Annotated in this window: 9 protein-coding genes; all 9 read right to left on the reverse strand. The window is 56.1% G+C overall.

Going from position 1 to position 17044, the window contains the following annotated elements:
- Positions 1-87: 87 nt before the first annotated feature.
- The 9 genes from brxL to ACQ4LH_RS16805 all read right to left on the reverse strand — a co-directional run bounded on the left by brxL (position 88) and on the right by ACQ4LH_RS16805 (position 16887).
- Complete coding sequence (gene brxL, locus ACQ4LH_RS16765) at positions 88-2136, reverse strand: protease Lon-related BREX system protein BrxL (RefSeq protein WP_430698228.1); 2049 nt, start codon at positions 2134-2136, stop codon at positions 88-90.
- On the reverse strand, positions 2137-4455 hold the full coding sequence (gene pglZ / locus ACQ4LH_RS16770; RefSeq protein WP_430698230.1) for a BREX-1 system phosphatase PglZ type B: 2319 nt from the start codon (positions 4453-4455) through the stop codon (positions 2137-2139).
- Positions 4456-4486: 31 nt separating this feature from the next.
- Positions 4487-6223, reverse strand: coding sequence for a DUF262 domain-containing protein (locus ACQ4LH_RS16775; protein ID WP_430698232.1), 1737 nt, complete (start codon positions 6221-6223; stop codon positions 4487-4489).
- A gap of 60 nt (positions 6224-6283) precedes the next feature.
- Positions 6284-9784 carry an Eco57I restriction-modification methylase domain-containing protein gene (locus tag ACQ4LH_RS16780; RefSeq protein ID WP_430698234.1) on the reverse strand — a complete coding sequence of 1167 codons (3501 nt, stop codon included), beginning with the start codon at positions 9782-9784 and terminating at the stop codon, positions 6284-6286.
- Positions 9784-13248: a BREX system P-loop protein BrxC gene (gene brxC / locus ACQ4LH_RS16785; RefSeq protein WP_430698236.1), complete on the reverse strand. Its 3465-nt coding sequence runs from the start codon at positions 13246-13248 to the stop codon at positions 9784-9786. Before brxC ends, ACQ4LH_RS16780 begins: the two co-directional genes overlap by 1 nt.
- A 65-nt stretch (positions 13249-13313) precedes the next feature.
- On the reverse strand, positions 13314-13859 hold the full coding sequence (locus ACQ4LH_RS16790; RefSeq protein WP_430698237.1) for a BREX protein BrxB domain-containing protein: 546 nt from the start codon (positions 13857-13859) through the stop codon (positions 13314-13316).
- Entirely contained in the window at positions 13852-14631 is a 780-nt protein-coding gene (locus ACQ4LH_RS16795) for a hypothetical protein (RefSeq protein WP_236471272.1), read from the reverse strand. The genes ACQ4LH_RS16790 and ACQ4LH_RS16795 overlap by 8 nt, the downstream gene beginning before the upstream one ends.
- On the reverse strand, positions 14631-15524 hold the full coding sequence (locus ACQ4LH_RS16800; protein ID WP_430698239.1) for a helix-turn-helix transcriptional regulator: 894 nt from the start codon (positions 15522-15524) through the stop codon (positions 14631-14633). Before ACQ4LH_RS16800 ends, ACQ4LH_RS16795 begins: the two co-directional genes overlap by 1 nt.
- Before the next feature lie 151 nt (positions 15525-15675).
- Positions 15676-16887 (reverse strand): hypothetical protein, encoded by a 1212-nt coding sequence (locus ACQ4LH_RS16805; RefSeq protein WP_430698240.1) that lies wholly within the window; start codon positions 16885-16887, stop codon positions 15676-15678.
- Positions 16888-17044 lie beyond the last annotated feature (157 nt).

Raw genomic sequence — 17044 nt, forward strand, 5'->3', positions numbered from 1 at the left:
AGCCTATGGGCCGCTCACGCTGAGTGTTAGATCCACTTTCTTTTTTATCAAAAACTTGCCACACAGTAGGCAGTGGTTTCTCTAAACCTACTCAACAATCGCCTTCAACAGCGCATCCCGCGCATCCTGATAGAACTGGATGTCGATCTTGGTTGCCATGTCATCAGACAGGTCATACAGCAGACGCCTAGCAGTTACCGGCATTAGCAGTGCGCTGGCACCTTTTTCTACCGCCAGCTCAGCGATATTTACAGCGCTGCTGATCGGCTCAATGGAACCACCGAGGTTGATCTCGCCGACTACGATCAGGCCGCCTTTAACGGACTTCTTCAGCAGGCTGCTGCACATGGCAATCAGCGCTGCCATGCCTAGCTTTGAGCCACGTTTAGCGGCATCGAAGGCTCTGAGCTGCACCGAGAACTCGTGCGCACGTGGGTCACGATCACCAATGAGTTGAGTGGCCCTGGAATAAAGGTTTTGCTCTGCGTAACGCAATGACTCTTTGAAGGCTGCAGGTGCCGGATTATTAAGAATGCGCACACCAGAGCCTGGCCCCTCATTCACCTCGATGCGATAGAGACCGGCGTTGTCGTCGATGTCGGAACCGCCTTCGCTGATCGTCCAGATCTGACCTGGCTCCAGCGGGTCTTCACCTATGGCATTGTCGGCACGCAGCTCCGGCGTTGCGACAAACTTTTCCACACCGTCATCGCCGATGAGGTAACTGAAATGGGTATTTCGGAATTCTGCAGCACCAACACGCTTTTGTTGCTCTTTGACTCGACGGCGGACTTCCAGGCCCAGGCGAGTTGCCCACTCCAGGTCTTCGTCGGATACAGCCATTTCCTGATCCGGATACATCAGCTTGAGCAATCCAGATACTGTTTTATTGACCGCATTGGTATCCCGGCCACTTAAAGCCCCACCCAAGTGAACGCGATTCTGCATAGCAGACACGCGACTCTGAAAACGCAGGCGACTCATGCACTCGGAGAAGAAGTCGCTGACCAGACCGAAGTGATCAGTGGTCAGATCCTTGTTCATTTTGGGCACATCCCAGCCAGGGAGGTAGCAGTGGATACGATCCATCCAGGCGGTGTCGTCACGCATCTCGGCAGGCAGAGGGCCGAACAGATGGCCTACGCGCTGCTGGTGCTCCACATCGACATCAAAGTTGCCGACAAACACCATAGAGCCATCGGCACGAATGCTCTCCTTGCCACGGCTAAACTCGCCCGACTCCATGTAGCCCTTCATGATGTTGATCCCTTCCTTGGTGTCGAAAGAGATACCACTGACCTCGTCAAAGCAGACCACGTCGTACTGACACACCAAGCCGCGTTGCCCACTGGCATTGTTCACAAACATCTTGGCGATGGTGGCTTTGCCGCCGGAAATCAGGTGGGAATAAGGTGACACTTGCTGGAAAAGGTGACTCTTACCTGTACCACGCGGCCCAAGCTCAACCATGTTGTAGTTACGCTCAACGAACGGAACCATGCGCAACAGAATGGCGTCTTTGGCACGCTGTGAGAGCGAACTTGGCTCCAAACCGATCGAGCGAACCAGAAAATCCCGCCACTCTTCGCTGCTGAATTGGGTCCGGGCTTGGGCCATGACATCCAGCACATTGCGATTGGACATCTGGATGGGGCGTAGCTCGGCAATACCGAAAGCGTTGCCCTTTTCTTCCGCAATGACGCTGTCGTATGTCAGCGTTACCTCAGCATAAAAGCCCCCGGTAAGCAGCCGCTCATTATCATCGACAACCTTGTCAGGGATGCGCACCCGACTGAGGTTCAAGCTGGGTAGCGAGGCAAGGTATCCACCTTCTTTCTCAACAAAGCGCACGCTGACAATATCGATCAGTTTGGCAGATCCGGTTTTATAGGCCCGCGCTTTAAACAGTTCTTCCTCGCCAGCACGCACAGTGCGATCAGACAGCTGGCGCTGAACAATCTCCAACCCCTCTTCGATTTCAACGGGGTCGGTGGAGGCGCAGTATCTGCCCAGCATAAACTCGACGACATAGGTCGGAACCGGGAATTGGCGGGCAAAGGTCCGAACCAGGTCTTTGCGCACGATATAGCCTTCAAAGGTCGAGGCCGCCTTGTTGTCCAACAGATCCAATTCCACCTATTCGCCTCCTACCAGCGTCGGTTGCTTAGCCAGCACGTTACCTTGCTCATCCAGCAACACCAGCACGGCGGACGCATGTTCATATTGGTCATCCACCATCAGGCTGCACTTGCCATCTTTAAGAGGCTTGCGCTTGGTGATTTCAGACCCCGCATCACCCGCATGGGTTCTGAGCACAGCCAGCACGGACTCAGATGCGGTCTGTGCCTGAATCTTGCAGGTGAGCCCAAGCCAACGCAGATCAGAGAGCGTGGCGGCGCTTGCCGGACTCGTTACAGGGCTCTGCGTGCTGAGAACTTCAATCACTGGCGTCAGGCATTCCTGCAAGCTCAGGCCGCCATGGTCGTAATGCTGACCGGCTTTGAAGCTACAAGCACCAGGGGCCATGGCGATGCTGACGGCGCTGTTCCAATACCAACCGACCTGCTGATAACCACTGTCCACTGAATCCTTGATGACAGCACAGCGGCCCCATCGCGTTTCAGTCAAATGCTTAGCCAATTCGACCTTGGCCATCGGTGATGGGGTCAGCATCCAGCCGTGGTCAGTAACAATACGGATTTTGCGCCACCCTACAGCCAATAACTCTTCAACCCGTTCCACGACCTCAGCCAGCAAGGTATCAATCCGGGCCGCCAGTTTCAGGCCCTTAACGTGGCCCTCTTTATCGATATCGCCGCTCTGCACCCAGGCATTAGAAGCTGGGTCGCCTGAGTCACCCTCATCCAAATACTGCCAGCCTTTTTCCTGCAGAAACTTTTTCAGGTAGTAGGCAGAGAAGTCCTTGTCATCGTCCAGCAAGCTGGGCTCAAAGTCGCGATCCGTAGTTCTTCCTGTAAGGCGGTCATGTACCGGGGTAACAGCTGCTTTAGCCGTTGCCGTTACCGAGGGCAAAGCCGCCCAATTGGCTGATAACCGAACGTTTCCCACCGCTTGCAAAGCCTGGCTTAAGCGCTGGGCTATGTCGTAGCGCAGGCCATCTACAAAAAATACCAGCTCACCCTTAACTGCATATTCAGCTGTGGCTTCATTGACTTCATTGCTGCCCGGATAGCCCTTCAACTTGACCAAACTCTGAAAATTACGCGTCACCTCATCCAACCAGGGCGTGTAAACCAACGCCAAAATCTGTTGCACCAGCAATTGCTGGCTCGCGGGTAACGGAAAAGCCAACGCTTTAAGTACCTGATCGTCAGCCTGCCAGTAGTGCTCCCGATACAACGCGGCCATTTCACCGGCATCAGCGCCGGCAAAAACCTTGGATGTTTTTTCGGCCACTTGGCTTAAGTGTTCGAGAACGCCTGCCAACGGGGCTAGGCCGAGTTCAGACCATATCCAATTACGCCGTTTGGCATGCTGTTGCTCAAGGGTCTGCAGGCTATGACGGGCTTGGGTAGTCCCTTGCTCCAGCAGCTGCAGGAACGCTTTCTCGAGGTATTGCTCCTCACTGACATTGATGGCTGGATAGCTTTCACCGCTGGCGGCCAAATCAGGCTGAACCTTCAGTAAGAGTTTTGGCAAAAACGGGTAATGCTGGCAGGACTCGGCGTAACGCTGCCATACACTGCTCCAGATCCCCTGCCCCTGGCACAGCAGCTCAGCGGCTGTTAGCTCGCCATCTTGCTCAGGGCTGAAGTGGTACTCGGTCTCACAGATACCCGTCAGGGCCTGCCAACGGGATACATCCCAACGCTCACGGCAACTCTTACTGTCATTCATCCAGCTGAGCAGGTCGCGCACTGGGTCACTGCTTACCAGCTTATTAAAGTCCGCGGCTTCAAGACGCCGGTTGCTCAGCTCTTCTCGCTCACTTTCCAGGATCTCGTTCAATACCCTCAGCATGGCCTGCTGGGTCTTTTCGTCTTTAGCTACATCCAACCCGGCACCACCGTTGCTGGAAACCAGAAAGGCATTTACCGCCCAGTCCCGACCAGAGTTGTTGTAGATCCACCAACAGCCTCGATATTGCAGCTCAGCGAGCGGCTTGAGAGCATCCGGACAAGTGCCAATAGCTCGCAGATCACGACGTTCCACGCCTGGCAAATACAAGATCGGTATGCGATCCGATGGCAGTTCGATTTCAGGCAGTGCGTTGTCGACCACGCACTTGATCCAGATAGCCGGCCCGGTTTTCTTCTCGGGGGCGTAGTCGCCCAGCACGATTAATTCCGGCAGAGCAGCCTGCAGCAGAGAAAGTGCTGGCTCCCACTGGCGCAGCTTGTCCGTCCAAAGGATCACGCTGGGCGCAACTTGTACATTGGAGTTATAAGCTGCGCTGGCACGGATTTCCGCTGCCAGCAAATCGATCAATTTCATGTCAATCCTTGGAATTCGTGTAAGGCCTGGATCATGTGGCAGTGATATCCAATGGGTACTTCTCGAGCACCTCATGCACCAGCTGCTCCGTCCTAGCCTTCAGCTTCTCCAACGTCCAACTGCTCTCAGTGGCCAGCGCTTGGTTTAGATAGAGGCCGTTGTTGTAGCCCACCTTGCGGCCTTGGCTATCAGTCCGGCTCTTCTTCTCTTCGAAGCTCTTGTTGCCTAGCGCGCTGTTGTAGCCGGATATGGTCAGGTTGCCGAGGCAATGAGCGTAGGTCTGCCGGTGCTGCTCAGCCAAACTAGCATCGCCATCGGCAATCATCTGCACCCAACTGCTTGGGATGTTTTCGCCCTGGGGGAAGATATGCTCGATGGTCCAGACATACTGCTTGCCTTTCAGTGCCCAAAGATCGACCTGGGTTTCACGGGTCATGCGGCTTTCTTCAAGAGCGCAGAGCACAAAGCGGCAGACAGCCTTATTGTCTTCGTAGACAGGGCCTTTGAGGCTCCCCTCAAACTGCTCATCACTGGCGCTATCGGCTTTGAGCCGTTGCTGAATATGACTGACCACATCGCCAGCACGCAGCACCAAGATCGTTTCAGCGACATCCATGAAAATACGCGTCAGATCACGGGTAGGTGGCAGATCAGTCGTGTTGCGGCGCACAAAAAAGGCGATCAGAAAGTTGACGATCTGCTCCAGGTGTTCATGTGTGAGTTCCAGCTCAGTTTGGCGCTCCATCAGCACCATCAGCAACAAATAAGCGGCTGCACCCTGAATTCGATCCAGCGATAGCAATAGGTTGGAGAGTCTGGGCTGCTCAGGCACCGTACGGTAGCCAACAATCTGCGCATAGCTGCTGGACAACCTAATCATGGTGTTTAGAAAGTCCTCGGCATCATGGGCGATCAGCTTTTCGTACACCTGCATCAGATTCGACTTGGTAGCTACCGGTACCGAAACGATGTCCTTCAAGTCGGGCTTGAACGCGTTGTAATACTGCCGGAAGAAACGCTCCTGCACGGCATAGTCATCACCCAGGGCGTCAATCACCTTCTTCCAGCGGTTGTACTGCTTATCGATACTGCCAGGGTCTTTTGACTCCAGAACTGCCAGTAACTTGTTTTTGATCAGGTCAATGGCCGTCAGCGGTACACCACGATTGTTAAGCGACTCAAACAAGGTATATGCATCTGAATGCCCGGCGACTTCGATCTTCACCAGGGTCGCGGTGTTCACTTTTTCCAACAGAGCCATCAAGCCGCCGACCGCATCAGCACATTGCTCGAGGTATTGCTCAATCCGCCATAGAAAATGCCGGTAGGCTTTCAGTACCCGACGGTTGCCGGCATTCGGTACAGGATCCACATCGTCCAAAATACTGGTCTGGCCGAGCACCGCGAAGTAATCCTGTTGATTGTTGTTCTGCACCTGAGGAATCAGGCGAGGCTGATCAGGCTTTTTCTTCAGAACCAGCTTGTGCTTGAGGTTATACAGCTCGATCTGCTGCTCCATGTTCAGTTCCGGCAGCACGCGAAAGCTCTGATAAATAGCCGCCAGCAGTAGTGACAGTGTGGTCATGCGTTGCTGCCCGTCTACCAGCTCCAGGCTTTGCACCGTCAGAGCATCTTGCGACTGGTTGATGCAGATGATCGAGCCCAGGAAGTAATGCAGCTCGTTGTCCAGCAAATCTTCGAACAGCGCATCCCACTGCGCCCGGCTCCAGGTGTATTCACGCTGATAACGGGGGATGGCATAGACCACTCCACTCTCGATATCGAGCAGGGTGGAAACCGGGTAGTTGTAAACGGACTTGATCATGGGCTAGCTCCTTGCCGCCTGCTTTTCAGTCAAGGACAGATGGTGATCGTTGATTCGTGCACCTTCGCCTTCGTCATATTGCAGACCGAGGGTGTACCAGGGGGCGGACTCGGCATCTTTGCCGCGGTCTTTGGCCCATTTGATGTTGGGCACCCAACGCAGGATGCCAGCTCCTTTTTTGCCGACGTCACGGGCATAAAGGAAAGGGCGGATGTTGAGGCGCACGCCATCGTTGAGATCAGGGGTCCAGCCGACGGGCTGTTCGGCAAGGGGTTTCCAGCGCACGAAGATGTCGTAAGGTGCTTCACCTTCGAGGATGGCTTCCAGCTCACCCTTGAGCGCTTCAGCGGCGGCGAGGCGTTCTTGCGCGCCGTCCTCACCGTTGGCCATGCCAGCTTGCTGGGTACGAATCCAGTCGCCTAAATAGGTGTAGATGAGGCGTTCGAGGCCTGCTTTGTCGAGCTTGTGGTAGTTGACCAGGGCGCTGAAACCGTCGTTGAGACCGTCCCAGATATGCCAGATAAACGGCCGGTGCTGGAACAGCTTGCAGTGCTGCTCGAAGAACTTATCGCGCAGCCAGAGGCTAAGGGACTTGCTGCCGACGATTTCCAGCAGACGGTTATTTAGCGGTGTGGTCCAGGCGTCGGCGTAGGCGGCTTGAAGCAAGGCTTCCAGGCGCTGGTCAGCGGACTTTTCCCCGCGCACCGCGGGCAGGCAGACAATGCCGTCATCATCCGCATATGCCCCCAGCACCTGGCAACGCTTTACCCACTCACGCTGCTCTGTGGCCAACTCCATGCCTGTATCCAGCTCCGCAGGCCAGCGGTAGCCGAGCAGGCGGGCGACGGCGACTTGCAGCACGCTGTCATCGATCCGCAGTTCGTCGTGGGCGGTCCACTTGGTCTGTTCGTTCCAGATCACCGAACCACAGGGATGGCCGTGGAAGATCCACTGGGTGGGGTCGTTGGTGTAGGGCAGAGGCAGGCCGTTGGGGTATTGCTCTTCGGCGGCTTTGGTCCAAAGGACTAGGTCGAAAGGGACTTTGACTAAAGTCTTATTGGTCACTTTCAATGCTGAGTCAATTGATCGAACAAGGTCCTTATACTCACTACTCTCAATAAACGCCCAAACGGCAGCTCTATTACTCACATCAAACGGTATAACAGCCGCGGCATTCTCATCAAACATCTGCCCCTCATAGAGGGTTACTGGAAGATCTCCCATCTGACTAATTGAAAAGCCTTTTTTACCCCATGCTTGGCGACCCTTGATGTAACAAGAGGGCTCAGAGACCATTGCCCCCTCTCCGGACTCCCACAAAAGCACTTGGCTTCGACCATCAAAAAATGATGAGTGCTTCACAGAGCCTTGATAAGGTACCCATCCATCCGATATTTGAACGGTCTCCCAGAACTGGTGAATAAATCTATTCAAGTCACCGGTTGAAAGCCCTTTATAACCGTCTGAATGTTGATCAAGAAGCTTGAGCTCACTATCTGCCTCAAAAACGACCCGCGCATCAGGATTCTCTAACTGCTTTCCCTGCTCCACACTCTTTACGTCATCCGCCATCAACCCCGCCGCCTTCTCCGCTGCGGTGCGCGGCTCGGACACATCCACCCCACGAATCCAGTTACCCTGCCCGCCACTGTGCAACAAATCGCCTGACTGGCCTCCAGCAATGCTGCGGCTCAGGTTAATCAGAATCGCTTTGACCACCTCGCCACTGATGGTCTCGAAGGCTCCCGGCCCCAAGCGAGCAATCAAATGCCAGCTATCGTTCTGCAGCAGCTTCTCGCGGAACTTGCGGTAGGTTGTTAGAAACAGCCAGTTCTGCGGCAAGACAATGCTGGCCGTGCCACCTTGAGTACAAAATTCCAGACAGCGGTCAAGAAACACGGTTGCTAGATCGTTCTTACCTGCGGGGTAATAGGCTTCGCAATAGTCTTTGAGGCTGTCGTTCTGTTTGCCACGCGCCAGGTACGGCACGTTGGTAATCACCCAGGCGTACTGACCAGCCAGCAGTTCGGCAGCCTTGACCAGGCCTTGGGCGACGATGCCCGCTTCTAGGCGGTTAGTATGGAGAGATATCTCCGTGCCGGCCTCACTCTGCTGCTTGGCTTGCTCCTGCGACAGCGCCTCACCTAGCAATTGCTGCAGTTCACTCCACGGAGCGATTTGAGCGGCCTTGCTGCGACGCGGGTTGATCAGGCTACCAAGTACCGGTGCGTCCTGAAAGGTCTGGTACATCCAGTCCAAGGCGATGGTGAGGTTCTGTTTGCCGGCTTTACGGCTGAGTTCTTTCCACTCATCGCGAGCAGCGGTGATGGACAGGCCGCTGCAGGCTAGATGAAGTTCCGGCAGGCTGCGATAGCCACCGGCCTGCGGGTAACGCCAGGCTTCCAGCGCTACGGCAAAGGCCGCCAACTCCACACAGCGCTGATCCAACTCCAGGCCGTGCAGGTTGTCAGTGAGTACGCGGTCGATGGCTTGCTGCGCCGTGAGGCTTTCCGACTGCATGCGCATGGGCACCAGCATCAGGAAAGCGGCGACCAAAAAGTGGCCGGAGCCACAGCAGGGGTCGAGGGCTTTCAGTTCACTCAGCTGTTTGGGCCAGGCATTGAAAGTGCCGGAAGCCGGTTGCCATTGCTGGGTGGTTTCATCTTTAACGAAACGCAGATAACTCAGCGGCACGCCGGGGATAGCGGCTTTGTCGCGCAACTCCTGTTCGCTGCCGGCATGCTGCCAGTCGCTGTCGCTCAGGTTCTGACCGGCCCACCAGGCACCCAGGCTGTTATCCAGCAGAAAGCTGACCATATAGGGTTCGGTAAACAGCTGGGTGACTGGCGATAGTTCGTCGGCACCGATCTTAACCTCGGAATCGTTAACCTCTTTTTTGCGCTTGCTTTGCCAGAACTGATAGACCCAGCCGAGGCTGTCCTGGGCCTGGAAGGTTTCTAAGGCCAGGCCAGTCACCAGCTGCTCCAAGCTGCGCTGATGCTCTGGGGCAAGCTCCAGCTCGAACACGGGCGAGTCAATCCGGAAGATCTGCGGCAGCATCTTCGAAGCCAGCACCCCAGCCAAATCCCACCCGCTTTGGCAGCGGCGTTCCAATTCGTCGCGAGCCACATCCGACTCTTTCACCAACTCGCTGCATTCGGCCAGGGTCAGCGAGGTTCGCTCGTCGTACATCAGCAGGTGGTTCTGCTCCAGGAAACGGGCGAACAGCATGCGGTGCCAGTGTTCGTAAGCGACTTCGGAGACCAGCTTGTGGATCGACTGCTGGCCGTTGGCGTCTTTGCTGTCACCTTGCTGGCGACCGTGGGCACGCAGGCGAGTACGTAGCTTGCGCTGCTCATCGCTCAGGTAGTCGGCCGGTTTGGCATCACCCACACTTAGTCGCTTAAGGGCCTGGTTAGCCGCTTGCTCAGCAATGTCGCGGGCGTTGACGACAGTGGCTTCCAGCGTACGGCGCAGGGCTTTTTCGAGGGGCTGTCGAGTCATCAGAAGGTCACCGGTCCATCGTTGAGTTTGTCGAGAACCTGTTGCTTCACTTCTGCCAACCAGGTGTCGACGTCGGCCTCGGTCTCAAAGGTTTTACGCGGCAGGATGATGCGCTGCAGCTTGGGCTGCAGCAGCTGCACGGCTTCCATGCGTGCGTTATCGAATTTGCTGGCGAGCGATTCAGTGCGGTCGGTCCACTGCTCCAGGCTGACGTCGTTGAGGCTGTCGATAATGGCAGCTGCATCATTGAGTGCTGGCTCCTCCAGCTTGAGCAGTTTGCGTTTATCGAGGATCGCCTGTTGCTGCTCAGGGCTTAATTGCTGCCAGTGGCTGTCGGTTTGCAGTTGAGCCAGGCACTCGGCATGGCGAGCCAAGTAAGCCTGTACATGGAACTGGATGGCATCGCGCAGTTTGTTGACCAGTTGCTGGGTCAAGCCTGATAGCGGATTAGGTTCATCCAACAGGGAACGCTGGCTGACGATGGCATCCACTTCGGTCTGGATGGCGGAATGGAAGGACAGACCGCGACTGAGGTCGAGCAGGCCTTTAACCAACATCCAGTCACTGCGTCGCGCATCGATGCGCTTGGCGATGTCAGCCCAGTCTTTGATTGCCTGCTTGATGGCTTCCTGTTCATCCAGCACATGCTTGAGTTGGGCGTTGCCGGAGTGGCGCGCCAACTCGTCGAACAGTCGGCTGTCAGGGACTTTCGGCAATGGTGCCTCGCCCCCAGCTCGCTTGGCTAACTCGCGGCCTTTCTCGGCCAGCAAAGGCAGTTTGGTGGCTTCTTCGCCAGGCTGACAGTCGATACCGCTACTGGTTAGCACCCCGCGAATTTTGATCAGATCTACCGGGCGGATGGTTATGCTTTCCGGCTTGAAGCTGGTTTGCGTGATCTGCTTACGCTCAAGCGTGGTCGCGCTGACCGGGTTATTGCGGTTGTCGTAAGCAATGAGAATGCCGGAGGCCATCAGGACGGCGAGACCTCCGTCGATAGCGTCTTGTGGCCAGCCGTAAGGCGCGGCTAGAAAATGCTCGCGGATCTCGTTTCCTTTTTTCGACACACCGATATAGCGCTTGATGGCAGCGCACACGGGGTGCTGCTCGGCATCACCGCTGTAGCTCAGCACTTCCAGGGCGTTTTGCCCGCCCTCTTTGCTGGCGCGGTCATAGACCTTGCCCCAGCCGGGGTGGTCGGCAGTATCAAATTCGCGGTAGAGGCGAATCAGCGAGGCTTTTGCTGCGGTTTCTACTCGCTCGGCAATCGTGTTTCCGTCAACTTCATTGCCACCGGCTTGCAACACTTGCACGCCGTCGAAGATTTCGCGCAACAGGGCTTGTACCTGTTTTTGCGCATCGCGGTAGCGGGTTTCCATGGCGCTGCGTGCATCTTTGCCGGCATCAGTATTCGGGATGCCACGTTTTTCCAGGGTCGCGTGGGCGGCGTGCTCAGTGATTATGGCGTTGGTCAGCTCCGACCGGTTGCGCGCTGGCACAAATACAAAAATGGTCGGCTCACCGGCCTGGCGACTGCGGGCATCAGTCAGAAAGCTTTTTTCATCAATGCTCCAGCCGTCTTGTACCCACGCGTAGATTTTTTCTTTGGCGTCTTTGGGCAGTTCAGCGTCAAAGCTGGGAATGACCTGACGCGGCTCGTTGCACTTGCCCTGGATGAGGCGCACCTGGGCCACCTGGCGGCGTAGCTCTTTATGCAGCAGATCAACGCGGATGTTCTCGATGCGCTGCATATTGCCGCGTAGGTCGGCTTCCTCCTGGCGCAGGGTGTCGTACCACTGCGCGCTCTCCTGGGTTTGCAGACGGTACTCGGTGCCAGTGCTGGTCTGCATCGCCATGACCAGTCCATCATCGGCCAAAGCCTGCAGCAACTTGGGCACATTGGTGCGAATGGAGTCTTTGCCGTTATTGAGGTCATCAATTAGCAGGTCAGCCAGCATGTCGGTGGTGGCGCGCACTCCGCAGTCGGCGGTCGGATCACTGGGTAGTTTGCCAATCAGCAGCACCAGCCCGAGGATGCGGGATTTCAGCTTATCGTCAGCGTCACCAGCAGACAGACGACCGATGGTTTCGGCGATTTCTTTAGAGATAACGCCGGTCTGCAGCAGATTGACCGAGATCTGGTTATAGATGAAGTCCGCCGGCACCACATGACCCAGCGGCAGATCGGCGGTGGCCTGGGCGGCTTCGTGGATAACCTTGAGCTGGTTACGCAACTGCGAGACGGTGCCGGTGGTGTCAACGATACGCAGCACCCGCTCCCAGAAGCGGCGGCGTACCGGCAGCAACGGGTAGTCGGCCAGCATGACTTTTTCGTCATCCTGGTGGTGTTCGATTTTGGTGCCGCGCAGCTGGCGGGAAATTTCGCCCAAGTGGGTTTGCAGCACCTGCTCTAGCTGGGGCTTGGCCGAGGCTTTTTTCTGCAGGATGACCTTGCGGATTACCGACTCGACATCGGTGTCGGATAACTGAATCGGAATCTGGAAACGGCCGAGCAGACGCTGCAGGTTAGGCATACCCGACAAGGCACTCTGGCCAGTGGCAACGAACAACAGCTTGTTTTGGAAGATGGAGTGTTTGCAGCAGGTTTCGACTACTTCCTGAACCTGGTGCGCTTTGTCGGTATCGGAGCCGACGTACTGCTGCACCTCATCGAGCACCACCAGGGTGAGCGGAAACTGGCCCTCTTTGGCTAGGGCGTCGTAAATTGCATCAACCATCTGCTGGTTAGTGACATCCTGAACATTGGGGTATTGCTCGCGCAGCAGCTGACGCACCTCTTTGACGTCACCGCCAAGGGTGCTGTCCACCTCAAGCAGTGCGCGCGCGATGCTGCGGGAAACATAGAGGTCTTCCAGCTCGTCGGCCCAACTGTCGCCATCAGCCTCAACCTTGGCTTTAAGCTGATCGAAGATGCCTTGTTTTTTCAGCCACAGCACAAAGCGGGCCTGATGGTACTGCTCAGGCAGACCGGCGGACTTGAACACGATGTTGAGCAGCGCAAGACGCACATTGTTGTTGGCACCAGAGCCCAACGTACCGGAGGCAGCGTGTAGGCCTCCGTGGCGGTTTGCGGCGTTGCTCAGCTCTCTGAAGTGGTCTTTGACCTCTGGTGGCAGGTCAGCAATATCGCGGGCCGAGACGCCATCACTGAATGGCTGGTTAGTCCACAGCGCGCGCAGCATCTTTGCCAGGTGAGACTTACCAGAGCCGAAGAAGCCCGAGATCCAGACACCGGGCTGTTCGTGCTGGCTGCCCAAATTGCGCAGGTAGGCGGAGAGAATCTTGTCGAGACCGGCCTGGTATTCACCGTCGCAGACGAAGGTTTGCAGCTCGTAGCGCAGGGTTTTGAGTGCCTGGGCTGACTGGTCGTCTTTTACTTCGGCGACGCCGTTGTTTTCCAGACGGTTCTGCTGCGGGTCGAGCTGGTAAATCTCGCGATTCAACATCCTGGGCGTTCTCCCTTTGCGCCTACTGCGCCAATCTGTGCGTTAGTGTCTTTATGCGTTTGTATTCAGTTATCAGCGGTAATCGCCGTGGCCTTGTAGCCCCAGCCGTCGCGCGCATCGAGCAGGCGGTAATTGTTGTTAGTGAACTCGCCAGGGAAGAGCACCAACAGGCGCCCCGGAACATGCTCGGCCAGCTGTGTAACAAAGTCGGAAACTGAGGCGAACCCAAACAGGGTGCCGCAACCCAATAGCGCGACGACGGTCTTCTCATCGGCCTGGCTGCGGATTCGCTCAGCCAGCTCTTCGACCGATTGGCGGACAAAGGTCTTGTATTTGGGGGCTAGGGTGTCCGGGTCTTCAAAGTAGTCTTCACGGTATTTCTGCTTGGCCATCCAGTCGGAGAACAGGCGGGTAATATCCAGCTCCAGCCACGGGTGGCCGGCGCTTTCAGTGGCCAGCCGGAACTCTTCAACCCTGGCGCGAAGTTTGAGCTCGTCCTCTTTGTGGTAGACGGCAAACAACACCCGCTGCTCGTTGGCCAAGCCCTTCATCCAGGGCAGGCTGATATGGTTGGCGTAGCTCTGGATCAGGCGGTTCAGTCGGTTACTCATGCAACCAAGACTCCTCTTCCTTGCTCAGGTAGTTGGGGAAGGTCACTTCCACCACTTCACTGGAGTGTTTGAAATTAATCATCCCGCTGTAGCTGGCCTGACGGGCCAACTCCAGCAGTCGCTCCTGGCGGCAGCAGAGTAGGCGCACCCATTCGCTGGTAAAGAGTCGGTTGCCGGTTGCTCCCTGCAAATAACCAAGGAAGAGGGCAAACACAACGTTGACTGGTCGCACGTCTGGCTCGGCACGGTGCTTTTTAATGCGCCCTTTCAAAAAGCCTGCATTAGTCCAAGTGCCGTTGACGTTCTGTGCCAGTGATTTGAGCATCGCTTGACTGAAGCGATCCGGACATTGCTCATTCAACGCCTGCTCCATATCTTCACGGGGCAACCATTGGCCTGGCACAAGCGAAAGGATCTTGTCCTGAGAGAGGCGTAGCAGCGGATCTCGCGCCAATGCCATCTGACACACGAGCATGGGTCTCGCCGATTCATCGCTATCCCACAGACGGCGGAATGTCCGGAAAAGCGGGATATTGGTATCCATGCCATAAAGGTCGACGAGATGACGCCAGGTCAGCTTGCGCGCCTTTTCGGTCGGCTTATGCAGGACGTTGAATAGCTCTATGTCTTCCTGGTACTGGGCAGGAATAGCCTCAACGCCGCGGTCATGAAACAGCTCAGTAATTTCAGCCAGCATCATGGTGCGGGCAGAGTGAGCGCCGCTGCGGCCGAACTTGAAGCCGAATTTCTGTTGGGACTCGATCGAATTCATCAGCAGCCGGCCTCTTCACTGAAGCCAGGAGCAATGGCCAGGCTGACTTGGGTTGCAATCCATTTGGGATCACGCAACGCCAATTGATATTTATCGGGATTCAATGTTGCCTCAGGACTGCAGTCAACACCCCATCGCCGCAGCAGATAACCGGCCATTGCTGCTCGGACCGAGCGCTTGATGGATTGTCCGGATTCGAGACCGTAGTCCAGCTCGATGGCACGGGCGAAGGATGCCCTGGGGTGCGGGATCAGTTCGAGGCTGACGGTGCGCTGCCAGTCGTGATCCTGCACTATGGATTCAACCGCGTCATTAACCGCTGCAGGCGCTTCATCCACCGCTGTAATACGGGTCAGCACAAAGTCTCTAAATTCAGCGTGAGTCCGGCAGTAGGCGCGGGTGTGCCAGCGCAGGCCGGTATTGACCAAGCTGTGCGGCAGAATCTCACGGTTGGTTTCGCCACTACTGATCGATACATAATCGATAGACAAGGCTTTGCCGGCATAAATGGCACGCGATACCGCTGCCAGTGTTTCCAAGTTAGGTTGGTTTAGGTTAGGCGCTGCATCGACAAGGATTGGCTGTGCACAGGCTTCCAACCCCAGCCCCTGCCCCAAGGTAAGCGTCTGCAGGGTGTGCTCGCGATCATAGGTAAACAGCGGCTGAAAGTGATCAGTACGCCGATAGACCTTGTCACTGTGATCGTAATCCAGATTCTCCGGTGCCAGCTGGCGATACAACGCGAAGTCACGGGTAGCATTAGACAGGGCAATACCAAAACGCTGCACCAGATCCTGCCTTGTAACCTGACCACGAAAGCGTGTCAGAAAATCGATCTGCCACAGGCGTTCGCGCTGGTTTGGTGAAGCCTCGCCTGTCGCCATCGTCGGCATCTATTAATGTCCCTGTCTGAACTACGCAATCAGTCATGATAAAAATGATGATAACGATGGCGACAGCGACAAGCCAGAGCTAATTAGGAAAGGAGCTGCGCACCTAAGAGCGCGATCTGCGGCAACAAAGGTTCCGGCCTGGCAGCGATGGTCAAAGCACGCCCTGCCAAATCTCGTTGTGCTCAATGACCTGGACAAACGCCCGTGCGCTGAACCCTTCAGGATAAAGCGATGCAGGCTCTTCCTCTTCGTCCTGATCAAACGCCCTCAGGTAATGCTGCTCATCGCGCAATGCCACTTCAATGACTTCGCGCGACACGACACGAAAACCATCAACAACCTCGCCATCAAGCTCAATCGACGTGTCGACAACCCAGGCATGTAGGGCTGAAATAGAATCGTGCTCGCTGAGCCCAAGTCGGGCACGTAAATCCGACTCAGCTTGCAAGGCCTGGAGTACAGCAGGCTGCTTACGCTCCAATTGCCTGGCAGCCTTGCGCAGGGTATTCGTCCGGTGTAGCCAGACTTCGTGCGGTGTTGAGCGGATAAATCCGGACTTGACCTCTAGCAAGAGCATCACACCGTCCAGGTATGCCAGCAAATCTATCTCACCGGCTTCAGGCTCTTCAGCGCTGGGCGGCTGATAGCCAACAACCACATGGAACCCCCTCTGCCTGAGCGCCTCGGCGAGCTCGTGCTCCACACGCTCGGTTTCGCCGCGTAACTCAGGCCGACGCTGCTCGACACGACGCAGGTTATTCACCGCGGCCGTCAAACTGTTCTGCCGGCCGGCAACCCAGGGAAACTGAAAGCTGTAGCGGCCGATCTTGTAAAATGGCCGTTCGTACAGTCTTGGCGTTGGCATGTTTGGCGTCTGCTTGAGCTGCGCAGACAGCGCCTGCAGATCACTGGTCCAAAACTGCAAAATCGCCTTGGCTGCATCAGCATCACCTGCAGGGTGCTCATCACTGACCGTCCATGCGCGGATCCGCTGAACTTTATCTGGCAGCTCCGACCAGGTTATGGGAAAGCGATTCTCACCCTGCAACAGCCCCTCAAAGGCCAAACGTCCAAGCGCCGCGATGGGATCCCCTAAGTCATCTAGGTAGCGATGATAAGGCTGCAGGTATGCCTGTTCGAAAAACGCCATGGTCAACTCGCTGGCGAGCATGGCGTGATGCAGCGAAACTTCAGCACCATCGTTGAGCCTGACACGCTTACCTAGCCCGAAGACAACCTGCAAGTAGAGCTGGCTACGAACTGCCTTTATATACGCGAGTTGATTGGCTTCATGGTTTTCGGGGCTGCCGATGATCTCCCCCGCCATACCTGAAGCAGCAAACACCTCAACTGCACGGCGCATCCAGTAACACCAGAACAACTGGCTTTTGCGCTCGGTACGCTGCCAACGCTGTGTGCCCTCATCAGTCTTATTGAAGCTGACTTACTGCCCCGGCCTTCGCTGTTCCACCCATTCACTGTCTTCTCCTTACACGTTGATGGATCCTGTGTAGTCGATG

The organism is Pseudomonas peli, assembly GCF_050563605.1.
Lineage (GTDB): Bacteria > Pseudomonadota > Gammaproteobacteria > Pseudomonadales > Pseudomonadaceae > Aquipseudomonas > Aquipseudomonas peli_A.